The sequence below is a fragment of the Sphingomonas sp. CL5.1 genome (assembly GCF_013344685.1).
Taxonomy (GTDB): Bacteria; Pseudomonadota; Alphaproteobacteria; order Sphingomonadales; family Sphingomonadaceae; genus Sphingomonas.
Window position 1 is genome coordinate 3,350,462 of the sequence record NZ_CP050137.1, and the last position, 23,605, is coordinate 3,374,066.

Consider the following 23,605-nt stretch of genomic DNA (forward strand, 5'->3'; position numbering starts at 1 on the left):
GGATCGTCATGGCGGGGGTGATAGGCAGAGTCAGGGCATGAAAAAAGGGGGCCGCAACCGCGACCCCCTCGTTTCGGGCATTATTCCCGATCAGTAACGATAATGATCGGGCTTGAACGGCCCCTCGACCTTCACGCCGATATAGTCCGCCTGCTTCTGGCTGAGCTTGCTGAGCTTCACGCCCAGTTTCTCGAGGTGCAGCGCCGCGACCTTCTCGTCGAGGTGCTTCGGCAGGACATAGACCCTGTTCTCATATTCGCCGCTCTTGGTCCAAAGCTCGATCTGCGCGAGCGTCTGGTTGGTGAACGACGAGGACATGACGAACGACGGGTGGCCGGTGGCGCAGCCGAGGTTCACGAGGCGGCCCTTGGCGAGCACGATGATCTGCTTGCCGTCCGGGAACTTCACGAGGTCGGTGCCCGGCTTCACCTCGGTCCACTCGTAGTTCGACAGCGCCGCGATCTGGATCTCGCTGTCGAAATGGCCGATGTTGCAGACGATCGCCATCGGCTTCATCGCCTTCATGTGATCGGCGGTGATGACGTCGGCGTTGCCGGTGGCGGTGCAGAAGATGTCAGCGCGCTTCACCGCTTCCTCCATCGTCACCACCTCATAGCCTTCCATCGCTGCCTGAAGCGCGCAGATCGGGTCGATCTCCGTCACCAGCACGCGCGCGCCGCCGTTGCGCAGCGAAGCGGCCGAGCCCTTGCCCACGTCGCCGAAGCCCGCGACGCAGGCGACCTTGCCGGCCAGCATCACGTCCGTCGCGCGGCGGATCGCATCGACCAGCGATTCCTTGCAGCCGTAGAGGTTGTCGAACTTCGACTTGGTGACCGAATCGTTCACGTTGATCGCCGGGAAGGGCAGTTCGCCCTTCTTCGCGATCTCGTAGAGGCGGTGGACGCCGGTGGTGGTTTCTTCCGAAACGCCCTTCAAATTCTTCACCGTCTCGGTGAGATAGCCCGGCTTCTTCGCGATGAATGCCTTGAGCGCGCGCTGGAATTCCACCTCCTCGGCATTCTCCGGCTCGCCGAACTGCTCGCCGCGCTCCAGCTTCGCGCCCCACAGCGCGAACATCGTCGCGTCACCGCCGTCGTCGAGGATGATGTTGGCGGTCTGGCCGGTGCCGTCGTCCCAGTCGAAGATCGAGCCGACATAATCCCAATATTCCGCGAGGCTCTCGCCTTTCACCGCGAACACCGGGATGCCGGCGGCGGCGATCGCGGCGGCGGCGTGATCCTGCGTCGAGAAGATGTTGCAGGTCGCCCAGCGCACGTCGGCGCCCAGCGCGACGAGCGTCTCGATCAGCACGGCGGTCTGGATCGTCATGTGCAGCGATCCGGTGATGCGCGCGCCCTTCAACGGCTGCGATGCGCCGAATTCCTCGCGCAGCGCCATCAGGCCGGGCATCTCCGTCTCGGCGATCTCGATTTCCTTGCGGCCGAAATCGGCGAGCGCGATATCCTTGATGACGTAATCACTGGTCGGGCGATCGAGAACGGTTGCCACGTTAATTCTCCGGGAAATGCTGGATCACGCGCCCATAAGCGCCCACGCGGTCAGATGCAAATATAAAGATATCTTTATATCGAATGGCGGACATGGCGACCGAGGGCCAGAAGCGGTATCAAGCCGTCCCCGCTTCCCCCGCCAGCAGGCGCGGGTTGATCCCGGCCGCGGCGAAGGCGCGCTCCCAGCGCTCGTCGGCGGACGCGTCGAACAGCAGGGCATCATCCGCCGGCGTGTTGAACCAGCCGTGGCGCGTCATCTCGCCATCGAGCTGCCCCGGCCCCCAGCCGGCATAGCCCAGCGCGACCAGCCAGCGCGCCGGCCCCCTGCCCTCCGCGATCGCGCGCAGCGCATCCAGCGTTGCCGACAAGGCCCAGCGTCCCGCGACGTCGATCGTGTCCGCCCCGCCCCAGTCGCGGCTGTGCAGCACGAAGCCGCGCCGCGTCTCCACCGGGCCGCCGCGATAGACGGGAGCGTCGGGGGCAACGCCGGGATCGATATCCACCTGTCGCAGCATGTCGTGGAGCGTCAGCCCGTCGAACGCCGCGCCGATGTCGATCCCCATCGCGCCTTCCTTGTCATGCGCGCAGATCGCGATCACCGCCTGATCGAAGCGCGGATCGCCGATTCCCGGCATCGCCAGCAGGAACTGGCCGGCAAGAAAGGTCGCGGACTCCATTCGGCACAGCATAGCCGCCGCGTGCCGTACAGGCCACGCTTGAAAATCGCGCCCGTCCTTGCGACCTAGCCGGCGGCCGCATTCGCGCGGCGACAGGAGATTCCAGATGACGATCAGCGTCGGCGACAAGCTGCCCAAGGCCACCCTCGTCAAGGCGACCGCCAATGGCCCGGAGGCGGTGGACAGCGAGGATTATTTCAAGGGCCGCCGCGTCGCGCTGTTCGCGGTGCCGGGCGCCTTCACGCCGACCTGCTCGGCCAAGCACCTGCCCGGCTTCGTCGACAAGGAAGCCGAGCTGAAGGGCAAGGGCATCGACGAGGTGGCCTGCACCGCCGTCAACGATCCGTTCGTGATGAGCGCCTGGGCGAAGTCCGCCGACGCGGACGGCATCACCATGCTGGCGGACGGCAACGGCGATTTCGCCGAGGCGATCGGCCTCACCATGGACGGCTCCAAGTTCGGCCTCGGCAAGCGCAGCCAGCGCTATTCGATGGTCGTCAACGACGGCGTGGTCGAGCAGCTCAACGTCGAGGCGCCCGGCGAGTTCAAGGTGAGCACCGCCGAGCATATGCTCGCCAGCATCTGATATATCCGTGCTCCCGCCCCGGCGGGGGCACGAACGCCCGGTCCTAGCGCGCGATGGTCATCGTCGCGATCAGGCCTGGCGCATTGTCGCCCAGCGTCAGCGTGCCGCCGTGCAGGTGCGCCACCGCCGCGACCAGCGACAGGCCCAGCCCCGCGCCGCCCTCATGCCGCGCCGCATCGAGCCGTCCGAAGCGTTTCAGCGCATCCTCGCGCGCCTCGGGCGGAATGCCGCGCCCCTCGTCCGCCACGCTGATCGTCACCTCGCGCGGCCCCGTTTCGGCCGACAGGGTGATGGCCCCCGCCCCGTATTTCAGCGCATTGTCCACCAGGTTGGCAAGCGCCTGCCCCAGCATCTCGCGATTGGCGTTGACCGCGATCGGCTCGCCCGGCGCCACTGTCACGCTCATGCCGCGATCCTCGGCCAGCGGCCCGAACATATCCGCAAGCCCGTCCAGCATCGCGTGGATATCGACCGCGCCGAACGCCTCGCGGCCCAGCCCGGCCTCGGCGCGGGTGATGCGGAGCGCGGTGTCGAGCATCGCCAGCAGCCGCTCGCCTTCTTCCATCGCGCGCAGGATCGTCGCGCGGCCCGCCTCGTCGGGCGCGGCGGCCAACGCGCGCTCCAGCGTCGCGCGGAGCCGGGTGAGCGGCGCGCGCAGGTCGTGCGCCAGCCCGTCGGTGGCGAGCTTCAGTTCCCCGACGAGCGCGGCGATCCGGTCGAGCATCGCGTTGATCGCCCGCGCCAGCGCCTCGAACGCGTCGTTGCCGCCGCCGAGCGGCACGCGGCGGGTGAGGTCGCCCGCCGCCACCGCATCGGCGGTCGCGACGGTGCGGCCGAGCCGGCGCTCGATCATCCGCGCCGCGATCACGCCGGCCAGCCCCGCGAAGATCAGCGCCACCGCCATCGCCAGCAGCATCGCCTCCTCCATCGCGCGGGCGAAGCGCAGCTCGCTCTCGATGACATGGCCGGTGAGCACCCTGCTCCCATCGGGCAGGCGGGTGGCGATGACGCGCATCCGCTCCGACAGGTCGCGGTCGATGCGGAAGATCTCGATCGTCGTCGCGCCGCCGTCCGCCGTGACGGTCGGCGGCCAGTCCGCGACGTTGCCGGCGAGGAACCGCCCGTCGCGATCGACCAGCAGCAGCACGAGCTGCTGGCCCCGCGCGCGGGTAAGGCGCGACACCTCCGCCCGCACCGCCGCCGTCCCCCCGCGCCGGTAGATCGTGACCAGCCCGTGCCGGACCTGCTCCGCCCCCTCGCCCGCCGCCGCGGTGATCTGGCCGCGCGTGATCTCGCGCACCGTGCCGACGGTGATCGCCGCCCCGGCGAGCTGAAGCCCGAACACCAGCACCGCGAAGCGCAGCGTCGTGGAGCGGAGCAGGTGCGGCCTTATCGCTCGACGCCCAGCTTGTAGCCCGCGCCGCGCACCGTGTGCAGCAGCGGCCGCGCGAAGCCCTCGTCGATCTTCTTGCGCAGCCGGCTGATATGCACGTCGGTGACGTTGGTGCCGGGATCGAAATGATAATCCCACACGCCTTCGAGCAGCATCGTGCGCGTCACCACCTGATCGACATGGCGCAGCAGATATTCGAGCAGGCGGAACTCGCGCGGCTGGAGGTCCACCGGCCGGCCCGCGCGCTTCACGCGGTGGGCGAGCAGGTCCATCTCCAGATCGTCGCACACCAGCTTGGTCTCGGGCGCCGCGCCGCCCGCCTGCCCGCGCCGCACCAGCAGCCGCACGCGCGCCAGCAGCTCGGCGAAGACGAACGGCTTGGTGAGGTAATCGTCCGAGCCGGAGGTGAGGCCCGCGACGCGATCCTCCGGCGTGCTCATCGCGGAGAGGATCAGCACCGGCGTCGTCACGCCGGCCGCGCGGATCGCGGCCAGCGCCGCCATCCCGTCCAGCCCCGGCAGCATCCGGTCGAGGATGATGCAATCGTATCCCCCGTCGGTCGCCTGGAACAGGCCGTCGCGGCCGTTGTCCACGCGATCGACGACGAAGCCCGCCTCGCTCAGCCCATTGGAGATGTAATCGGCGGTCGAATCATCGTCTTCGACCAAAAGGATCTTGCTCAAGATGCGCCTCCCGGCACCTCCTTTAGCAAGGTCAGGGTGAAGACGTCACCATTGCGCTGCACCTTCAGCACGGCGGGCGGGCGCCGCGCCTCGGCCGCGCGGAGCGTGGCGAGCGTCGCGCCGGCATGGCCGTCGATCGCCTCCACCATGTCGCCCACCTTCAGCCCGGCGGCCGCCTCCGCCCCGCCGGTGCGCAGGCTGGTGACGACCAGCGCGTGATGCCGGACATGGCTCACCGGGGAATAGGTCGCGCCGCCCACCGCGCCGCGCGGCGCGGCGACGCGCGGGACATTGTCCGCGAGCAGCCCGAACGCGCCCGCGCCGACCGCCGCCGCGCCGACCGCCGCCCAGCCGGCCATGCGCAGCCCGTTCATCGCCGGGCGCCCCGGCAGCGGTCGATCCGGTGAAGATGAGAAGCGCGCGACATGGTGCATATCCACGCCGGACCATGCGGCAGCGGCCCTTGAAGCCGCGTGGGCGCACCATGACAAATCCGTCATGGACCGAATCGGCCTGAGCCGCGCGCATCCGCCCCCGCCGGGGACACGCTTCATATCGCTGCATGAAATTGGTCGGGGCGACAGGATTCGAACCTGCGACCCCCACACCCCCAGTGTGATGCGCTACCAGGCTGCGCTACGCCCCGACCGGAGGGGCGCCTCTACGCGCCCCCTGCACGCAACGCAAGCGGCCTTAGATCAGCTTGCGCCAGTGCGTCCCGTCCCACGCATCGACCGACATTTCCTGCGGCGAATGGAGACGCAGCGAGCGGCCGAACGCCTTCTGATGCTCCGCCGCGCCGTGCGTCGCCAGCGCCTCCACGCTCGCCCAGCGCTCGGCGACGCGGATCAGGTCGGGATCGGCGGCGTCGAAGGAGAAGCAATATTCGTCGCACCCCGCCTCGGCGCGAGACGTCGCCGCGTGATCGGCGAGCAGCTTCGCCGCCTTCGCCCCCTCGCCCGCCGCCAGCCGGATCGTGCCCATCACCAGAATCGTCATCGCTCTCTCCTTCGTCCGGCGCCGCTTCGGCACCGCTTCTGTTGCGCCGATTTCGTTACGATGATAGCGCGCCACGCTTCCGTGCGGGTTTTTCGCCCGCCGAACAATCACGAACGGGTAAAATGCTCATTTCTCCAGCTTACGCCCAGGTGGCCGGGGGCGCCGCGCAGCAAGGCGGGATGGCCGGATTCCTCGGCCTCGCGCCGTTGTTCCTGGTCTTCATCGTTTTCTATTTCCTGATGATCCGCCCGCAGCAGCGGCGGATGAAGACGCTCCAGAACGCCGTCTCGGCGGTGAAGAAGGGCGATTCGGTCGTCACCGCCGGCGGCCTGATGGGCAAGGTGACGAAGGTCGAGGACGCGGTGGTCGAGGTGGAGATCGCCCCGAACACCCGCGTCCGCGTGGTCAAGGCGACGCTGGCGGAAGTCACCCCGCTCGGCGGCAAGCCGGCGAACGACTGACATGCTGGACTTCCCGCGCTGGAAGGTTCTGTCGATCTGGGCGCTGCTCGCGGTGCTGGTGGCGCTCGCCATTCCCAGCCTGCTGCCGCAGCGCATCACCGATCAATGGGGCCACATCCCGCACCCGCGCATCAACCTCGGGCTGGATCTCGCCGGCGGCAGCTACCTGCTGCTCGAGGCGGACGTGAACGATCTCCAGTCCAGCCGGCTGGAGCAGATGCGCGAGCAGGTGCAGACCGAGATGCGCCGCCAGAATCCGCGCATCGAGATCGGCGACATCTCGACGCGCGACGGCAAGCTCACCTTCATGCTGCGCGATCCGACGCAGGTCGACGCCGCGCGCGAGCGGCTGCTGTCGATCACCGGCGGCGGCGCGGGGATGACCGGCCAGCGCGAGTGGGACATCCAGGTGGTGGACACCAGCCGGTTCGTCCTCACCCCCACGGCCGCCGGGCTGAACCAGGCGGTCGATCGCGCGATGGGCGACGCGACCGAGGTGGTCCGCCGCCGCATCGACGAGCTGGGCACGCGCGAGCCGACGATCATCCGTCAGGGCAGCAGCCGCATCGTCGTGCAGGTGCCGGGCCTGCAAAATCCGCAGGCGCTGAAGGACCTGCTAGGCAAGACCGCCAAGCTGGAATTCAAGCTGGTCGACGCGACCGCCACGCCGGATCAGCTTCGCAACAAGCAGGCGCCGATCGGCAGCCAGATCCTGCCCTATCCGAACAATCCGGCCGGCATCCCGTTCATCGCGGTGAAGCGCTCGGCGATCATCACCGGCGACATGCTGACCGACGCGCGGCAGGAATTCTCGCAGCAGACCAACGAGCCGCAGGTCGCGATCACCTTCGACAGCCAGGGCGGCCGCCGCTTCGCCAAGGTGACGCAGGAGAACGTCAACAAGCCGTTCGCGATCATCCTCGACAATTCGGTGATCTCCGCGCCCAACATCAACGAGCCGATCATGGGCGGCCGGGCCTCGATCTCCGGCAGCTTCACGGTGGACAGCGCCAACCAGCTCGCCATCGCGCTGCGCTCGGGCAAGCTGCCGGTGGCGCTGAAGGTGGTGGAGGAATCGACCGTCGGCCCCGATCTCGGCGCGGATTCGATCCGGGCCGGCATCCTCGCCTCCGCCGTCGCGGTGGCGCTGGTCGTGGCCTTCATGTTCGTCACCTATGGCCGGTTCGGCGTCTATGCGAACCTCGCGGTCATCATCAACGTGTTCGTGATCGTCGGCGTGCTCGCGCTCATCAACGGCACGCTGACGCTGCCGGGCATCGCGGGCTTCGTGCTGACGATCGGCACGGCGGTGGACGCCAACGTGCTCATCAACGAGCGCATCCGCGAGGAGCGGCATCGCGGGCGGTCGATCGTCCAGTCCGTCGAGCTGGGCTACAAGGAGGCGAGCCGCACGATCTTCGAGGCGAACATGACCCACGCCATTTCCGGCGTTATCATGTTCGTGCTGGGTTCGGGGCCGGTGAAGGGCTTTGCGGTGGTGTTGCTGATCGGCATCGTCACCTCGGTGTTCACCGCCGTCACCTTCACCCGGATGCTGGTGGCTGGCTGGCTGCGCCGCGCCAAGCCCAAGACGATCAATATCTGAAGGCGAGCGCTAGACCATGAAACTCCTGAAGCTCGTTCCCGACGATACGAACATCGATTTCGTCCGGCTGCGCAAGATGGCCTTCGCGCTGACGCTGCTGCTGAGCCTGCTCTGCGTGGGGCTGACCTTCGCGCGCGGCCTCAACTTCGGCGTCGATTTCGAAGGCGGACTGATGATCGAGGAGAAATTCGCGGCCGCGCCCGATCTCGATCACGTTCGCAAGGTGGTCGATTCGCTCGGCGTCGGCGACGCCTCGCTCCAGCAGTTCGGCGATCCCAGGACGATCACCGTCCGCCTGCCGGTGCAGCAGGGCGCCGACGAGGGCGCCACCAACGCCGTCGTCAAGAAGGTGGAGGCCGCGCTCGCGCAGAACTTCCCCGGCGCGACGTTCAGCCGCTATTCCACCGTCTCCGGCAAGGTTTCGGGCGAGCTGATCCGCAACGGCGTGCTGGCGGTGGTGCTGGCGATCCTCGGCATCGGCCTGTTCGCGATCTTCCGCTTCGAATGGCAGTTCGGCGTGTCGACGGTGGTGGCGATCGTCCACGACCTGCTGATGACGCTCGGCTTCTTCGCGCTGACTCAGTTCGAGTTCGATCTCAACATCGTCGCGGCGGTGCTGACGATTATCGGCTATTCCATCAACGACAAGATCGTCATCGACGACCGTATCCGTGAGAACATGCGCCGTTATCGCAAGATGGACATGCGCGAGATCATCAACCTGTCCGTCAACGAGACGCTGCCACGAACGGTGATGACCTCGGTGACGATCCTGCTCGCGCTGTTCGCCTTGCTGTTCCTGGGAGGCCACGTCCTTCGCGGCTTCACGGCGGCGATGATCCTAGGCATCGTGGTCGGCACCTATTCGTCGATCTACGTGTCGTCTTCGCTGCTCATCACGCTCGGTCTGCGCGCCGAGCCGCCTGCCCCCGCCGCCAACGCCGATCGGGCCGAGCGCATCGGCCCACGCGAAGGGTAAGGCCGGGGGTGAGGCTGGAGCGGACTCGCGATCCCGCCGGGCCGATCGTCAAGGGGATCGGCCCGGCTGGGTTCCGTACCGATGACGGCACCTTCCCCGCGCTGCTGATGACGGTGGATTCGGTCGCGACCTGGTCCCCGCCGCTACTCGCCGATCTGGTGCCCGACGACCTCGCGCCGCTGGTCGCCGCCGCGCCGGAATTCATCCTGCTCGGCACCGGCAACGACCTCTCTCGCCCGCCGCGCGCGCTGGTCGCATGGCTGGAGGAACGCGGCATCGGCATCGAGCCGATGGACAGCCGCGCCGCTGCTCGTGCCTGGGGCGTATTGCGCAACGAGGGGCGGCAGATCGCCGCCGCGCTCTACCCCCTCGCCTGACGCGCCGTGACCAGCCCGGCGAGGTGCTCATGCAATGCTGCCGTATTCGCTTCCCATGTGAAGCCCAGCGCGTGTGCCCGCACCGCCTCCACCGAGGGCGGCGCCGCGAGCAATTCCCCAATCGCCGCCGCAAATGCGCCGGCCTCGCGCGGCACCACGCGTCCAGCTTCCGGCGCGGTAACCACCTCCTCCGCCCCGCCCGCTGGCGTGATGACGATCGGCGTCCCGCAGGCAAGTGCTTCGACCCAGGCATTCGCCAAGCCCTCGGAGGATGACGCGAGTGCCATCACATCCGCCGCCGCGATCAGCGCGGGCAGCGCGTCATGCGGCACCGATCCGAGCAAGCGCACCCGTTCGCCCAACCCCAGGCGCGCGATTCGCGCCTCCAGTGCCTGTCGCGCTTCTCCCTCGCCCGCGATCAGCAATGTCACGCCGTCGAGCCGCGCCACAGCGTCGATCACAACGTCATGCCCCTTACGCGCGATCAGCGCCCCGACCGATACGACCAGCGGCCCGCTCACCCCAAGCGCGGTCTTCGCCGCCGTTCGATCGAGCGGCACGAAACGGGCAAGATCGACCCCCGTATGATGCACCCGTATCTTCTCCGACGGGATGCCGATCGCCTTCATGTCCTCCCGCATTGCGCGGGAAACCGCGAGGAGACCGTCGGCGGCTTTCCCCGCCTCGACCACCTGCGCGGCGGTGGCGCGGGCGCGGCCCCAGTGATGGATGTCCGCCCCTCGCGCCTTGATCGACACGGGCAGATCGAGTTTCAACCCAAGCCCCACGGCTACCGGCCCGTCCGGGAAGAAGAATGACGCATCGATCACATCGAACGTCCGCCCCGCGATCGCGCGCCAGACGGCACGCCGCATCGCCGCGACATGATATCGCCCCCCGGTGCCCGGCAATACGGCGAAGCGCGGACGCAGCACCTCCACGCCTTTCCACACCTCCTGTTCTGGCAGGTCGGTGAAGGCGCGGTAATGTCTGTGCCGCGACAGCGGCCAAGGTGGCACGCCCAGCGGCGCGACAACCGTCAGTGCCACGTCGGGATGCGCCGCGAGGCCCAGCGTCTGCCGCTCCACGAACACTCCGAAATTGGGACGCGAGGCATCGGGGAACAGCGAGGAAAGGGTCAGCACGCGCAGCATCGCGCCGGATTTAGCATGAGCCGCGTTAAGATGCCCTAAGCCGGGAGCAATTCCCCGACGATGCGAGAGCGGCCGTCCTCCAGCGCACCGATCGCCGCCGTGCATATCTCCCCATGCGCGAGCCAACGGCGCCCATTCGCACTCGCCTTGCTGCCAAGCCTGACGAAGGAAGCGTTTCCGACGCCACGCGGCAGGATCGGGCGGTTGTCCATGCCGCCAAGCACGATCACCGACCGCGCGCCCGGAACAAGCGGCAGCAGCCAGTCGAGAATGGGTTGCGGCCGATGGAGCCACAACAGGCATACGTCGATCGCCTCGACCTGGGCGATCGCATCCGTGATGCGACCGCGAAAAGCCGGATCGGACCAGTCGGCATCCAGAGAAGTGATCGTGCCATTGGCTTCAAAGCGCGAGGCATTCCGCGCTACCAGCATCATATGGCCCGACCGATCGGCCAACCATCGCGTCGCGGCCGCCAACATGCCCGTGCCGCCGATCACCAGAGCAGCACCAAACGGAGCGGGCATGCGCTCAATAAGCCCGCGCCACCGCGAACTCGACCGCCTCGACCATCGCCTCCTTGGCCTTGCTCGCAGCGAACGGGCCGAGCGCGTCGATCGCGCGCTGGCCGTAGTGGCGCGCGCGCGCCAGCGTATCGTCCACCGCCCGCGTGGCGCGAACCAGTTCGACCGCGTGGGAAAAGTCCGCGTCGCTGTCGCGGCGCCCTTCCACCGCGTCCTTCCAGAATTTCCGGTCCGCCTCATCGCCGCGCGCATAGGCGAGGATCACCGGCAGCGTCATCTTGCCCTCGCGGAAATCGTCGCCCGCGTCCTTCCCCATGATTCCCGCGTCCGACACATAATCAATCGCGTCGTCGACAAGCTGAAAGGCGATACCGAGATTGCGACCGTAAGCGTCGAGCGCGGCTTCCTCCGCCTCCGGACGCTCCGCCACCACGGCGGCGATGCGGCAGGCGGCGGCGAACAGCGCCGCCGTCTTGGCGTTGATGATCTCCAGATAGCGATCCTCGCCCAGGTCAATCCGCCGCGCGGCGGTGAGCTGGTTGACCTCGCCCTCCGCGATCACCGCGCTGGCATTGGAGAGGATCTTCAGCACCTTGAGGCTGCCGTCCTCGACCATCAGTTCGAAGCTGCGGCTGAACAGGAAATCGCCGACCAGCACGCTCGCCGGATTACCCCAGATCAGGTTGGCGGTGCGCTTGCCGCGCCGCAGGTCCGATCCGTCGACCACGTCGTCGTGCAGCAGCGTCGCGGTGTGGATGAACTCCACCGCCGCCGCAAGCCGGTGATGCCGCGCGCCCATATAGCCGAGCAGCCGCGCGCTCGCGAGCGTCAGCATCGGCCGCATCCGCTTGCCGCCGCCGGCGATAAGATGACCGGCAAGCTCCGGGATCAGCGGAATCTGCGACTGCATCCGGTCGAGGATCGCCGCGTTGACAAGGTTCATGTCCCCCGCGACCAGCTCGATCATCGGTTCGAGGGAGGGGGCCCGATCGGCCAGACGGTGGATGGTGGCGCTCATCTGAAGTGCGGCTCTAGGCGAAGGCGACGAAAACGCAATAAGCCTGATCTTGCGCATGGGCCGGCCGACCCGCAAAAGGCTCTCGACTGAAGGATTCGGGAGGCGAGATGCCGGACGACGTGCTGAAAGGTTACCGCAAGAGCATCGACAATATCGATGCGGCGCTTGTCTGCCTGCTCGCCGAACGCTTCAAGATCACGCAGGCGGTCGGGCGGCACAAGGCCACCGCCGGTCTGCCCCCCGCCGATCCCGGCCGGGAGGAAGCGCAGATCGCCCGGCTCCGCAGCCTCGCCGAAGAGGCGGAGCTGGACCCGGAATTCAGCGAGAAGTTCCTGCGCTTCATCATCGACGAAGTGATCCGCCACCACGAGCGGCTGCGGGGATAGCTCCCGTCCGTCACCCCACCGCGCGATCGCGGCCGGCCCAATATTGGGCGCGCAATTCGCGCCGCAGCACTTTGCCCGAGGGGTTGCGCGGCAGCGCATCGACGAAATCGACGGACTTGGGCGCCTTGTACGCCGCGATCCGCGATCTCGCCCACGCGATCACCGCCTCCACAGTCGTGCCCTCGCCATCCGGCACGATGAGCGCCTTCACCGCCTCGCCCCATTTGTCGTCGGGCACGCCGAACACTGCGACGTCCGCCACGCCGGGGCAGCCGGCGATCGCATTCTCCACCTCGGCCGGATAGACATTCTCCCCACCGGAGACGATCATGTCCTTGATGCGGTCGTGGACGAAGAAATAGCCGTTCTCGTCCATATAGCCCGCGTCGCCGGTGTGCAGCCAGCCGCCGGCCAGCGCCTCGGCGGTCGCCTCGTCGCGGTTCCAATAGCCTTTCATCACGATGTCGCCGCGGATCACGATCTCGCCGATCCCGCCCGACGGCAGCGGCTCGCCGTCCGCGCCGATGATCGCCATCTCCACCCCCGGCCACGGCTTGCCGCACGACTTGAGCAGCCCGCCCGCGCGATGCGCCTCGGGCGAGAGATAGGAGCCGGAGCCTGCGGATTCGGTCATGCCGTAGAACTGGATGAAATCGCACCCGAACACCGCCTGCGCCTTCGCCAGCGTGTCTTCCGAGATCGGCGACGCGCCATAGGAGATGTTGCGCAATTCCGGGAAGCTCACCCCCGCGATCCGTGGCGACTGGAGCAGCATCTGGATGATCGCGGGCGCGAGGAAGGCATAGCTCACCTTCTCCTCGACCATCGTCGCGATCGCATCCGCCGGCACGAAATCCTTGACCAGCACGGTGCGGCAGCCCTGCGCCAGCCCGGAGAAGCCCAGGTTCGTGCCCGCGACATGGAACAGCGGCATGACGATCATCATCGTCCGCCCCGCCTCATAGGCGAAGCCATGGACCTGCTCGGCCATCTCCATGAAGCGGCGATAATTGCAGTTGGTGAGCACTACGCCCTTCGGCCGCCCGGTGGTGCCGCTGGTGTAGAGCTGGAGCACATCGTCGTCGAGCTCGGGACGCCCGGCCGGCTCATGCCCCTCGCCGCGCGCCAGCCACGTCCCGAACGGCACGAAACCGGGATGCTCGCCATAGAGCGCGACAAGGTGCGGGCGGCGTTCCATGCCCGCCACCGCTTCCAGCGCGGCGTCGAAGAAATCCTCGCCGACGAACAGATGCGTGGGCGCGCCGTCGGAGAGGATGAAGGCGATCTCCGGCACGGAGAGCCGCCAGTTGACCGGCATCGGGCAGGCGCGCGCGCGGCCCGCCCCGAAGAACAGCGGGAACCAGCGCGAGTGGTTCTTGGTCAGCACCGCGATTCGCTGCCCCGGCTTCGCGCCGTCGGCGGTCAGCGCACGGGCCACCGCCGCCGTCTGCGCTTCAAGTTCCGCGAAGGTGATCGCCTGCCCCTCGAAAAGCAACGCCGTCTCATCGCCGCGTACCTTCGCCTGCGCCGCCGGAATGTCCGACAGGCACTGAATGGCTTCGAGATCGATCATCCTGTTCCTCTCCCAACGATCGCCGCATTCCTTAGCATACGAACGATTTTTCTCAACCCGTGCTTTCGCGCCTCCACGCGCCGGTGATCGCGGGGCGGATCACCAGGCTGTTCAGGTCCACCACGATGTGCGCCGCGACCGCCAGCCACAAGGCCCCGCTCGCCAGATAGAGCGCGGCGAACACCACGCCCATCGCGCCGGTCGCGATCACCCCGGCGATGCCTTGATAGCGGTGCGCGGCGGCGAACAGCAGCGCGGACAGGATGAAGCCAGCCAGGGCGCTCCCCGTGGCAAGCGCGGCGAGCAGCGGCAGCGCGAGCCGGAAGAACAGCTCCTCCGCCACGCCAGCGACCAGCGACAGCACCACGCCCCAGCCGAGATCGCCGCGACCCTGCGGCAGGATCCAGCCAAGCTCGCCGAACATCGGCCCGCGCCTGCCCCGCCAGCGCCAGTGGATGAAGGCGAAGCCCGCGCCGAGCGCGCTGCCGCCCGCCGCGCCGAGCAGCAAGGTCCAGCCGTCACCGGGCGCGACCCAGCCGGCGATGCCGAGCATCTCGGCCAGCCGCGCGAAGCTCTCCGGCATCCGCCACAAGGCGCGCCACTCGCCCGCCAGCGCCAGCGCGAGCAGCGCCGGCGCGGCGAAGCCGCCGAGCTGCCGCACGGTCACCGCGCGATAGGCGCCCGCGCGGCCATGTCCGAAATCGAGCGCCAGCCTGCGCCGCACATACCAGCTCGCGGCCAGCAGCGCGGCGAGCAGCAGCGCCGCCGTCATCTCACCGCTCGATGCGATGCTCGCCCTTCACCCAGCGCACCGTGCCGGACGAGGCGCGCATCACCACGCTCTCGGTCGTCATCTTGTCGCCCCGGCGCTTCACGCCTTCGAGCAGCGAGCCGTCGGTCACGCCGGTCGCCGCGAAGATGCAGTCGCCCTTGGCGAGATCCTTGAGGTCATATTGGCGGTCGAGGTCGGTGATGCCCCATTTGCGAGCGCGCGCGCGCTCGTCCTCGTTGCGGAACAGCAGGCGGCCCTTGAACTGGCCCCCGACGCAGCGCAGCGCGGCACAGGCCAGCACACCCTCCGGCGCGCCGCCCGAGCCCATATAGACGTCGATCGTCGTGTCGGGATCGGTGGTCGCGATCACGCCGGCGACGTCGCCGTCGCCGATCAGCACGATGCCGCAGCCGATCTGGCGCAGCTCGGCGATCAGCTTCTCATGACGCGGGCGATCGAGCACGCAGGCCATGATCTCGTTGGGCGACACGCCCTTGGCCGCCGCGATCGCCTGGATATTCTCGGTCGGCGTCTTGTCGAGGTCTAGGATGCCGGCGGGATAGCCAGGCCCGATCGCCAGCTTGTCCATATAGACGTCCGGCGCGTTGAGCAGCCCGCCCGCCTCCGCGATCGCCAGCACGGCAAGGCTGTTGGGGCCGGATTTGGCGCAGATCGTGGTGCCCTCCAGCGGATCGAGCGCGATGTCGATCTTCGGGCCGTTGCCGGTGCCGACCTTCTCGCCGATGAACAGCATCGGCGCCTCGTCGCGCTCGCCCTCGCCGATCACGACGGTGCCGTCCATGTCGAGGCTGTTGAGCGCCTCGCGCATCGCCTCGACGGCGGCGGCGTCGGCGGCTTTCTCGTCGCCGCGCCCGACGAGCGTGGACGCGCCGATCGCGGCAGCTTCGGTGACGCGCACCATCTCGAGCACGAGGACGCGATCGAGGATATGGCTGGCTGTGGGCATTGAACTCCCCTTGCGGATTTTATCGCGCCGATAAGGGCGCGGCATGTCATTGTCGAGACAGTGAATGGTCGAGCCGCATCTGTCGTGCGATGCCGATCGCGTCGAGAAACGCCGGATCGTGGCTGACCACCAGCAGCGCGCCTTCGAACTCCGCCAGTGCGCGCTCCAGCACCTCGATCGAATCGAGATCGAGGTGATTGGTCGGCTCGTCGAGCAGCAGCAGCCACGGCGGCCTCTCCCCCGCCAGCACGCAGGCCAGCCCGGCGCGCAGCCGCTCGCCGCCCGAAAGCACCCCCGCCGGCTTCAGCGCGTCGCGGTTGCGGAAGGCGAAGCGGGCGCAGGCGGCATGGGCCGCTTGCTCGTCCAGCGCGGGATTGAGCCGGCGGAAATTGGCGAGGATGCTCTCGCCGGGATCCAGCAGCGAGACATGCTGGTCGAGCAACGCCAGCCGCTCCGCGCGCCGCACCGTACCGCCATCGGGCCTGACCCGACCCGCCGCGACATTGAGCAGCGTGGTCTTGCCCGCGCCGTTCGGTCCGGCGATCGCCACCCGCTCGGGGCCGCGCATCGCCAGCGACCACGGGCCGAACCGCCGTCCGTCGCGCTCCACCGTCACCGCGTCGAGCGCCAGCACATCGGCATTGGCGGGAAGTCCGGTGGGCGGCAGCGCGATGGTCAGCGGCGTCAGCACCTCCACCTGCGCGCGCGCCGACTCGGCTTCGGCCGCGGCATCGGCAAGCAGGCGCTCGTTCAGCCGCTGTCCGCGTCCGGCGCTGTTCTCCGCCCGCTGCGCCATCCCGCCGAGCAGGATGCGCGGCGCGGAGCCACTGGCGGCGAAGGCGCGTCCCACCCTGTCGCGCCGGTCCTGCGTTTCGCGTCGCGCCTGCGCCTCGCGCCTGGCCGCGCGCAACCGCGCCTCGCCGCGTTCGAGGTCGGCTGCCGCCCTGCCGCGTTCGGCATCGCGCATCGCGACGAAATCGCTCCAGCCGCCGCTAACAGTGCGGATGCCGATCGACGTCAGCTCGACGATCCGGTCCATGCCTTCCAGCACTTCCCGGTCATGGCTCGCGACGATCAGCCCGCCGCGCCAGCCGGCGACCAGCGCCTTCACCGCCGCGCGCCCTTGCGCATCCATATTGTTGGTCGGCTCGTCCAGCAACAGCACGTCCGGCGCCTCGATCGCCAGCCGCGCTAGGCCGATGCGGGTGCGCTCCCCGCCGCTCAGCGAGCCGATCGCGCGATCGAGCGGCAGGTCCGCCAACCCGACCTGCGCCAGCACGGCCGCGACGCGTGCCTCAAGGTCCCAGTCGGCGGCCTCGAAATCGGCCGCTTCCCCCCGGCCCGCCAGGACGCGCGCGAGCACCGCCAATCCTTCGGCGGCACCCAGCGCCTCGGCCACCGTCTCGCCGCATTCCCAATGCTGAGCCAGCGTGCCGATCGTGCCGGAGCGCGTGACCTTGCCGGCGGCGGGTTCGATCGCCCCGGCGATGATCGCGAGCAGCGTCGATTTGCCGGCCCCGTTCCGACCGACCAATCCGACGCGTTCCGCGCCCAGTGATAATGTCAAATCGTCGAAGAGCCGCTGGCGGTCAGGCGTGGCGGCGGAGACGGAATCGAGCGTAAGGAACGAAGGCATAAGGCACCGTGCGGGCGGGTGAGACAAAGCGGGCTGCGTTGTTCATCCTGTCGTTCACGGTGCCGATTCCCTTGTCTGGAGAACGGATTATGGCGACAGCGGCGCGCCGGTTCAACCGCGCGCCGCCGATGCCACGCTCAATCGCGCAGCAGCTCGTTGATGCTGGTCTTGGAGCGCGTCTGCGCGTCCACCCGCTTGACGATCACCGCGCAGTAAAGCCCGAGGTTGCCGCCGGTCGATCCGGGCACCACCACCGAATAAGGCGGCACCTCGCCACGGAACACCTCGCCGGTCGCGCGGTCGATGATCTTGGTGGAGGCGCCGAGATAGACGCCCATCGACAGCACCGCGCCCTCACCGACGCGCACGCCCTCCGCCACCTCGGCGCGCGCGCCGATGAACGCGCCGTCACCGATGATGACCGGATCGGCCTGCAACGGCTCCAGCACGCCGCCGATGCCCGCGCCGCCGGAAAGGTGGACGTTCTTCCCGATCTGCGCGCAGCTCCCCACGGTCGCCCAGGTATCGACCATCGTGCCCTCGCCGACATAGGCGCCGATGTTGATGAAGCTCGGCATCAGCACCGCGCCCTTGCCCACGAACGCGCCGCGCCGCGCCACGCTGCCCGGCACCGCGCGGAAGCCGGCGTCGCGGAACTCGCCCTCGGTCCAGCCGGAGAATTTCGACGACACCTTGTCGAACCAGTGGCCCGCGCCCGGCCCGTTGTCGATCAGCGCATTGTCGTTGAGGCGGAACGAGAGCAGCACCGCCTTCTTGAGCCACTGGTTGACGCGCCAGCCGCCGTTGCCGTCCGGCTCCGCCACGCGCGCCGCGCCGGAATCGAGCAGGGCCAGCGCGCGATCCACCGCGATCCGCACCGCGCCACCGGTGGAAAGGCCGATCTCCGCACGGTTTTCCCATGCGGTGTCGATCGTCTGTTCAAGCTCGGTGTTGCTCATAATATCCCTTCAAGCCAGTGCGTCAGGTCATGGGTGGTGTGATCGATGAAGCTGCGATCGGCGTCCGCCCCCTGCTCCGATCCATTGTCCACCCATACGGTCGTCATGCCGATCGCCTTGGCGGGCGCGAGGTTGCGCGCCATGTCGTCGGCGAACAGCGATTGCGCCGGGTCGATCCCGAACGCCGCGCACAGCCCGGCATAGGCCGAGGGCGCCGGCTTCGGCATCAGTTCCATCGCATGGATATCGTGGATCGCCTCGAAGCTCGCGCCCAACCCGAGCCGGTCGAGCACGCGGCGGGCATAAGGCGCATCGCCGTTGGTGAAGACGATCTTGCGCCCCGGCAGCTTCGCGATCGCGGCGGCGAGCGGCACGTTCTCCTCCAGCACGTCCATCTCGATATCGTGGACGAAATCGAGATAATGGTGCGGATCGACCTCATGTTCCACCATCAGCCCGGCGAGCGTGGTGCCGTGGCCGAGGAAATAGGCCTTCTGGATGCGTCGCGCCTCGCCGAGATCGATGCCGAGCAGATCGGCGATATAGGCCGCCATCTTCACGTCGATCCGGGCGAACAGGTCCGCGCTCGCCGGATAGAGCGTATTGTCCAGATCGAAGATCCAGTTGCGGATCGGGGCGAGCATCGGCGGCATCGCGGCGGGCTTTAGGGGCGCGGCACAGGGGCGGCAAGCCGAACCTTGCCCGAAGCGAAGGGAGGTTGCGGATCGCAACCCGTCACGCCACATCCCGGCGCATGACCGCTTATTCCCTGCTCGATCTCGTCCCCGTGGTGGAAGGGGGGACCGTCGCGCGGTCGCTCGCCAACGCCGCCGATCTCGCGCGCCACGCCGAGCTTCATGGCTACCGCCGCTATTGGGTGGCGGAGCATCACGGCATGCCCGGCATCGCCTCCGCCGCGACCGCGGTGGTGATCGCGCATGTCGGGCAGGCGACCTCGACGATCCGCATCGGCGCGGGCGGGATCATGCTGCCGAACCACGCGCCGCTCCAGATCGCGGAGCAGTTCGGCACGCTCGACGCGTTGTTTCCCGGCCGCATCGACCTCGGCCTCGGGCGCGCGCCCGGTTCGGACCAGCGCGTCGCCCGCGCGCTGCGGAGGACGCTGGACACCGATCCCAACGCCTTCCCCAACGATGTCGTCGAGTTGCAGAGCTATTTCGCCGACGACGGCCGCACCGGCATCAGCGCCACGCCCGGCGCGGGGGCGAGGCCGGAATTGTGGATCCTCGGCTCCAGCCTGTTCGGCGCGCAGCTCGCCGCGATCCTCGGCCTGCCCTATGCCTTCGCCTCGCATTTCGCGCCGGACGCGCTCGATCAGGCGCTGGAAACCTACCGCAGCCAGTTCCGCCCGTCGGCGCAGCTCGAAAAGCCCCATGCGATGGCCGGCTTCAACGTCTTCGCCGCCGAGACGCACGAGGAGGCGGAATATATCGCCAGCTCGCAGCAGCAGGCTTTCGTCGCGCTGCGCACCGGTCATCCGCGCCAGCTCCCGCCGCCGGTAGAGGGTTACCGCGCCAGCCTACCCCCGCAGCACGCGGCGATCCTCGACCATGTGCTGCAATGCACCGCGATCGGCACGCGCGACGAAGTGGCGAGCGGACTCGCCGCCTTCGTCAAGCGGACCGGCGTGGACGAGGTGATGCTGACGAGCATGATCCACGACCATGACGCACGCAAACGCTCGCTGGCGATCGCGGCGGAGGCGATGCGGACGCTGGCGCCGGCCTAGGCCGCCGCGCGCAGCACGCGGGATCGGCCCGCCGCCTTCGCCGCGTAGAGCGCCTGATCGGCCCGCTTTATCACCGTCTCCAGCGTCTCGCCGCGACGCTGCTCGGCCACGCCGCAGCTCATCCGCAGATCGAGCACCTGATCGCCGTCGAGCAGCACCGGCTGGTTCGACAGCGTGTCCGCCAGCCGCTTGCACACCGTCCAGGCGTCGGTTTCGCTGGTCGCGGGGAAATAGATCATGAATTCGTCGCCGCCGGAACGCGCCGCCACGTCGCCCTGACGTATCCCGGTGGCCATCAGCCGGGCGAAATGCATCAGCGCGCGATCACCCGCATCATGACCGTAACGGTCGTTGACCTGCTTGAAACGATCCAGATCCAGCACCGCGATGGCCATCCCCACCTCGTCATCGATGGCCGCAAGCCGTTCATTGAGCGCCGCGCGATTGAGCAGGCCGGTCATCGGATCGGTCGCGGCGAGGCGGATCAGGTCCGCTTCCCGCGCGCGCAGGCGTCGCTCGCTCTCGGCAAGCTGCTCGATCAGCCGCGCGCGCGCCGACAGGCTCGCCGCCACGGGCAGCGTGGTCAGCAGCATCAAGGCAAGGAAGAGCTGCATCACATGCAGCCGCCCCTCCAACGTATGCCCGTAGATATCGAAGCTGGAAGCGGCGGACATCGCGCCGATCATCCCCGTGACCGCGACGATCATCACCGCCACCTGCGTTCCCAGCCGGCCCTGCTTGAAGGTGATGAGCATCAGCGGCGCGAACAGCAGGCCCGGCACCGGCCGCGGCGCGTAGAAGAACACCGTCACCGCCGCCACCGTCATTATCGCCATCGCGGCGGCGGCATTCATCCGCTCGGAGACGGACATCTCGCGGATCAGCCGGTTATATTCGCCCGCCAGCAGCGAGGAGAAGAACGGCGTGAACACCAGCAGCCCCAGCGCGTTGCTGAAGAACCAGGTGCGCGCCGAAATCCACAGGTCCTGCCCGATGAACCAGTGCGCCACCGCCGCGCCCACGCCCATGCTGGACAACGGCGCGACCAGCCCGGCCCAGATGATGAAGCGCCCGACGTTGCCCGGACCGCCCAGCACCTCGCCTTCGCTCAGCACGCGGCGCAGCGCGATCGCGGCGATCGCCGCTTCGAACAGGTTGGCCACGCTGAACAGCATCGGCGTGAGGATCGCCCCCCGCATCAGCAGCGACGCGACCAGATTGCCGAAAACCTCGACGAGGATCGCCTCCCGCCAGAGCGGTCTCGGACCTTGCAGCAATATCGCGAGCAGCACCGCATTCGCCGGCCAGAGCGGCGCGACCCCACGGCCGTCGGAAAGCAGCCACATCGTCCCCGCCGCCAGCATGACATAAAGGAGGCTGCTGCCGACCAATAAGGGTAAACGGATACGTCCCATTGCCGCCTTTGGTAAGCGCCGTTGGCTACTGAAAGTTTAACGCGTCCTCGCGTTTAGCCGCGTTTTCCGGGGGCGCGGCCTCCCATGCGCCACGCAGTCAATAGTTAAGGCACTGGAATATTGGTTTACCCGGCCATCGGCAGCCGCAGCCGGACGAGCAGGCCGCCGAGGTCCTCGCTCTCCTCCAGCGTCACCGTGCCTTCATAGATTTCCGCCACGTCGCGCACGATCGCGAGGCCGAGGCCGGTGCCCGGCTTGCCCGTGTCGAGCCGCGCGCCGCGATCGAAGATGCGGGTGCGCTCCTCCTCCGGGATGCCCGCGCCGTCGTCCTCAACCAGTATCTCGACGAACCCGGAATGCGCGGAAACGGTGACGAACACGCTGCCGCCGCCATATTTCGCGGCGTTCTCCACGAGGTTGCCGATGATCTCGTCCAGATCCTGCCGCTCGATATGCGCGACGAGGTCCTTCGCGCCGTCCATGTCGATGCGGACGTGTGGGTAGAGCCGCTGCACCGCACGCTCGACCGATTCGATCGACGGCCATACCGCCGCGCGGCTGTGCGCCGATCCGCGCCGGCCGACGGCGCGCGCGCGGGCGAGATGGTGATCCACCTGACGCCGCATCGTCCGAGCCTCGCGCACGACGGTTTCGGCGAGGTCGTCCGAATTGGCGGTCGCCGCGTTCATGATGACCGTCAGCGGCGTCTTGAGCGCATGGGCGAGGTTGCCGGCATGGCGCCGCGCTTCCTCCGCCTGCACCTCGTTGTGGGCGACCAGCGCGTTCAGCTCATGGACCAGCGGCGCCACCTCGACAGGCATGTCGCCGGAGATGCGGTTGATCTTGCCGCCGCGCATCCTGGCGATCTCGAGCCGAAGCTTGCGCAGCGGGAGCAGGCCGTAAAAAGTCTGGAGCGCGGCGAGCACGATCAGCCCCAGCCCGAGCAGCAGGAAGCTGCGCACCAGGGTCCGCCGCAATATGTCGATCTGCGCGTCCAGCCCGGCGCGGCTCTGCGCCACCTGGAAGCGCCAGCGCACCTGCGAGCGCGGCAGCGTCACGTCGCGCTCCACCACGCGCAGCTTCTCGTCGCGGAACTGGCTGCTGTCGTAGATATGGACGCTGCGATCGTTGTGGTTCGCGCCATAGGCGAGCTGTCGGTCCCACAGCGAGCGCGACGGGAACGGCTCGCGCCCGCGCGCCGACACCTGCCAGTAAAGGCCGGAATAAGGCTCCAGGAAACGCTGGTCGGCCGGCTCGCGGTTGAAGATCACCTCTCCGTCCGGCCCGATCTCGGCCGAGACGAGCAGCGATTGCAGGACATATTCGAGCTGGTCGTCGAAATTGCGCGTGACGGCGCTCGCCAGCACGCGATCGAGCGCCAGCCCGCCGCCGGCGAGCAGCAGCAATATCCACGCCGCCGCGATCAGGATCATGCGCCGGGTGAGCGATCCTGTGCGGCGGATCGGGCGTATCTTGTCCGGCGCTTCCTCGGTCATCGGCGAGGGTCGGGCTTCAGCCCGCGGGGTCTTCCAGACTATAGCCCAGCCCGCGGATGGTGGTGATCACGTCCTGCCCCAGCTTCTTGCGGATGCGCGTGACGAACACCTCGATCGTGTTCGAATCGCGATCGAAATCCTGATCGTAGATATGCTCGATCAGCTCGGTGCGGCTCACCACCTTGCCCTTGTGGTGGAGCAGGTAGCTCAGCAGCTTATATTCCTGCGCGGTCAGCTTCACCGGCTCGCCCGCGCGCGTCACCTTGCCGGAGCGGGTGTCGAGCCGCACGTCGCCGGCCGTCAGCTCCGACGAGGCGTTGCCGGAAGCGCGGCGGATCAGCGCGCGCAGGCGGGCTATCAGCTCCTCGGTCTGGAACGGCTTGGCGACATAATCGTCCGCGCCCGCGTCCAGCCCGGCCACCTTGTCGGACCAGCTATCGCGCGCGGTGAGCACGAGGACAGGCATGGTCTTGCCCTCCTTGCGCCAGCGATCGAGCACGGTCAGCCCGTCGATCTCCGGCAGGCCGAGATCGAGCACCACCGCGTCATAGCTTTCGGTCGAGCCGAGGAAATGCCCTTCCTCGCCATCGGTGGCGAGGTCGATCGCATAGCCGGCGCCTTCCAGCGTGCTCTTGAGCTGCTGGCCGAGGTTCGGCTCGTCTTCGACGATCAGGACGCGCATG

Annotated in this window: 25 protein-coding genes and 1 tRNA gene; 7 read left to right on the forward strand and 19 right to left on the reverse strand. The window is 68.2% G+C overall.

Annotated features, from left to right (window positions below):
- Nucleotides 1-90: 90 nt before the first annotated feature.
- Nucleotides 91-1,509, reverse strand: coding sequence for an adenosylhomocysteinase (ahcY, locus tag F9288_RS16185; protein WP_174837734.1), 1,419 nt, complete (start codon nucleotides 1,507-1,509; stop codon nucleotides 91-93).
- Nucleotides 1,510-1,627: 118 nt separating this feature from the next.
- Complete coding sequence (locus F9288_RS16190; protein ID WP_174837735.1) at nucleotides 1,628-2,188, reverse strand: YqgE/AlgH family protein; 561 nt, start codon at nucleotides 2,186-2,188, stop codon at nucleotides 1,628-1,630.
- 106 nt (nucleotides 2,189-2,294) lie between these two features.
- Between F9288_RS16190 and F9288_RS16195 the strand changes: the two genes are divergently transcribed.
- Nucleotides 2,295-2,774: a peroxiredoxin gene (locus F9288_RS16195; protein WP_174837736.1), complete on the forward strand. Its 480-nt coding sequence runs from the start codon at nucleotides 2,295-2,297 to the stop codon at nucleotides 2,772-2,774.
- A 43-nt stretch (nucleotides 2,775-2,817) separates the two neighbouring features.
- Here the strand turns inward: F9288_RS16195 and F9288_RS16200 are convergent, their stop codons facing one another.
- The 5 genes from F9288_RS16200 to F9288_RS16220 form a co-directional block, all read right to left on the reverse strand.
- Nucleotides 2,818-4,119 carry a HAMP domain-containing sensor histidine kinase gene (locus F9288_RS16200; protein WP_254620913.1) on the reverse strand — a complete coding sequence of 434 codons (1,302 nt, stop codon included), beginning with the start codon at nucleotides 4,117-4,119 and terminating at the stop codon, nucleotides 2,818-2,820.
- A gap of 44 nt (nucleotides 4,120-4,163) precedes the next feature.
- The gene (locus tag F9288_RS16205) at nucleotides 4,164-4,853 is read right to left on the reverse strand and encodes a response regulator transcription factor (protein ID WP_174839133.1); all 690 of its coding nucleotides are present in this window, start codon (nucleotides 4,851-4,853) and stop codon (nucleotides 4,164-4,166) included.
- The gene (locus F9288_RS16210) at nucleotides 4,847-5,224 is read right to left on the reverse strand and encodes a PDZ domain-containing protein (protein WP_174837737.1); all 378 of its coding nucleotides are present in this window, start codon (nucleotides 5,222-5,224) and stop codon (nucleotides 4,847-4,849) included. Before F9288_RS16210 ends, F9288_RS16205 begins: the two co-directional genes overlap by 7 nt.
- Before the next feature lie 195 nt (nucleotides 5,225-5,419).
- Nucleotides 5,420-5,496, reverse strand: a tRNA-Pro gene (locus F9288_RS16215).
- Between the two features lie 47 nt (nucleotides 5,497-5,543).
- Nucleotides 5,544-5,849, reverse strand: a complete 306-nt coding sequence (locus F9288_RS16220) for a putative quinol monooxygenase (protein ID WP_174837738.1) — start codon at nucleotides 5,847-5,849, stop codon at nucleotides 5,544-5,546.
- Between the two features lie 122 nt (nucleotides 5,850-5,971).
- Here F9288_RS16220 and yajC point away from each other — a divergent pair, with 122 nt between their 5' ends.
- Genes yajC through F9288_RS16240 form a run of 4 tightly spaced genes read left to right on the forward strand, consistent with a single transcriptional unit; the run spans nucleotide 5,972 to nucleotide 9,272 of the window.
- Nucleotides 5,972-6,310: a preprotein translocase subunit YajC gene (gene yajC / locus F9288_RS16225; RefSeq protein WP_174837739.1), complete on the forward strand. Its 339-nt coding sequence runs from the start codon at nucleotides 5,972-5,974 to the stop codon at nucleotides 6,308-6,310.
- A 1-nt stretch (nucleotide 6,311) separates the two neighbouring features.
- The gene (secD, locus tag F9288_RS16230) at nucleotides 6,312-7,916 is read left to right on the forward strand and encodes a protein translocase subunit SecD (RefSeq protein WP_174837740.1); all 1,605 of its coding nucleotides are present in this window, start codon (nucleotides 6,312-6,314) and stop codon (nucleotides 7,914-7,916) included.
- A gap of 16 nt (nucleotides 7,917-7,932) precedes the next feature.
- A complete protein-coding gene (secF, locus tag F9288_RS16235; protein WP_174837741.1) occupies nucleotides 7,933-8,895 on the forward strand; it encodes a protein translocase subunit SecF in 963 nt (320 codons plus the stop codon).
- 8 nt (nucleotides 8,896-8,903) lie between these two features.
- A complete protein-coding gene (locus F9288_RS16240) occupies nucleotides 8,904-9,272 on the forward strand; it encodes an Mth938-like domain-containing protein (protein WP_174837742.1) in 369 nt (122 codons plus the stop codon).
- Here the strand turns inward: F9288_RS16240 and F9288_RS16245 are convergent.
- From F9288_RS16245 to F9288_RS16255, 3 genes are read right to left on the reverse strand one after another with little or no spacing between them, the layout of a single operon-like run.
- Complete coding sequence (locus F9288_RS16245) at nucleotides 9,257-10,426, reverse strand: glycosyltransferase (protein WP_174837743.1); 1,170 nt, start codon at nucleotides 10,424-10,426, stop codon at nucleotides 9,257-9,259. The genes F9288_RS16240 and F9288_RS16245 overlap by 16 nt on opposite strands.
- Nucleotides 10,427-10,461: 35 nt before the next feature.
- The gene (locus tag F9288_RS16250) at nucleotides 10,462-10,953 is read right to left on the reverse strand and encodes a hypothetical protein (RefSeq protein WP_174837744.1); all 492 of its coding nucleotides are present in this window, start codon (nucleotides 10,951-10,953) and stop codon (nucleotides 10,462-10,464) included.
- A gap of 4 nt (nucleotides 10,954-10,957) precedes the next feature.
- Nucleotides 10,958-11,968, reverse strand: a complete 1,011-nt coding sequence (locus F9288_RS16255) for a polyprenyl synthetase family protein (protein WP_174837745.1) — start codon at nucleotides 11,966-11,968, stop codon at nucleotides 10,958-10,960.
- 107 nt (nucleotides 11,969-12,075) lie between these two features.
- Between F9288_RS16255 and F9288_RS16260 the strand changes: the two genes are divergently transcribed.
- The gene (locus F9288_RS16260) at nucleotides 12,076-12,354 is read left to right on the forward strand and encodes a chorismate mutase (protein WP_174837746.1); all 279 of its coding nucleotides are present in this window, start codon (nucleotides 12,076-12,078) and stop codon (nucleotides 12,352-12,354) included.
- A 10-nt stretch (nucleotides 12,355-12,364) separates the two neighbouring features.
- Here F9288_RS16260 and F9288_RS16265 read toward each other — a convergent pair whose 3' ends face one another.
- From F9288_RS16265 to F9288_RS16290, 6 genes are all read right to left on the reverse strand, one after another.
- Nucleotides 12,365-13,927, reverse strand: coding sequence for a long-chain-fatty-acid--CoA ligase (locus tag F9288_RS16265; RefSeq protein ID WP_174837747.1), 1,563 nt, complete (start codon nucleotides 13,925-13,927; stop codon nucleotides 12,365-12,367).
- Between the two features lie 52 nt (nucleotides 13,928-13,979).
- Nucleotides 13,980-14,699 carry a CPBP family intramembrane glutamic endopeptidase gene (locus F9288_RS16270; protein WP_174837748.1) on the reverse strand — a complete coding sequence of 240 codons (720 nt, stop codon included), beginning with the start codon at nucleotides 14,697-14,699 and terminating at the stop codon, nucleotides 13,980-13,982.
- Between the two features lies 1 nt (nucleotide 14,700).
- On the reverse strand, nucleotides 14,701-15,666 hold the full coding sequence (gene glpX / locus F9288_RS16275; RefSeq protein WP_174837749.1) for a class II fructose-bisphosphatase: 966 nt from the start codon (nucleotides 15,664-15,666) through the stop codon (nucleotides 14,701-14,703).
- Between the two features lie 46 nt (nucleotides 15,667-15,712).
- Complete coding sequence (locus tag F9288_RS16280) at nucleotides 15,713-17,302, reverse strand: ABC-F family ATP-binding cassette domain-containing protein (protein WP_174837750.1); 1,590 nt, start codon at nucleotides 17,300-17,302, stop codon at nucleotides 15,713-15,715.
- Between the two features lie 137 nt (nucleotides 17,303-17,439).
- Nucleotides 17,440-18,261: a 2,3,4,5-tetrahydropyridine-2,6-dicarboxylate N-succinyltransferase gene (gene dapD / locus F9288_RS16285; RefSeq protein ID WP_174837751.1), complete on the reverse strand. Its 822-nt coding sequence runs from the start codon at nucleotides 18,259-18,261 to the stop codon at nucleotides 17,440-17,442.
- The gene (locus F9288_RS16290; RefSeq protein WP_174837752.1) at nucleotides 18,258-18,914 is read right to left on the reverse strand and encodes a pyrimidine 5'-nucleotidase; all 657 of its coding nucleotides are present in this window, start codon (nucleotides 18,912-18,914) and stop codon (nucleotides 18,258-18,260) included. Before F9288_RS16290 ends, dapD begins: the two co-directional genes overlap by 4 nt.
- A 101-nt stretch (nucleotides 18,915-19,015) precedes the next feature.
- Between F9288_RS16290 and F9288_RS16295 the strand changes: the two genes are divergently transcribed.
- Entirely contained in the window at nucleotides 19,016-20,011 is a 996-nt protein-coding gene (locus tag F9288_RS16295; RefSeq protein ID WP_174837753.1) for an LLM class flavin-dependent oxidoreductase, read from the forward strand.
- Here F9288_RS16295 and F9288_RS16300 read toward each other — a convergent pair.
- The 3 genes from F9288_RS16300 to F9288_RS16310 all read right to left on the reverse strand — a co-directional run bounded on the left by F9288_RS16300 (nucleotide 20,008) and on the right by F9288_RS16310 (nucleotide 23,604).
- On the reverse strand, nucleotides 20,008-21,426 hold the full coding sequence (locus F9288_RS16300) for a sensor domain-containing diguanylate cyclase (RefSeq protein WP_174837754.1): 1,419 nt from the start codon (nucleotides 21,424-21,426) through the stop codon (nucleotides 20,008-20,010). The two genes, F9288_RS16295 and F9288_RS16300, sit on opposite strands and share 4 nt — an antisense overlap.
- A 125-nt stretch (nucleotides 21,427-21,551) precedes the next feature.
- Entirely contained in the window at nucleotides 21,552-22,922 is a 1,371-nt protein-coding gene (locus F9288_RS16305) for an ATP-binding protein (RefSeq protein WP_254620914.1), read from the reverse strand.
- A gap of 16 nt (nucleotides 22,923-22,938) precedes the next feature.
- Nucleotides 22,939-23,604: a response regulator transcription factor gene (locus tag F9288_RS16310; protein ID WP_174837755.1), complete on the reverse strand. Its 666-nt coding sequence runs from the start codon at nucleotides 23,602-23,604 to the stop codon at nucleotides 22,939-22,941.
- Nucleotide 23,605: the final 1 nt, after the last annotated feature.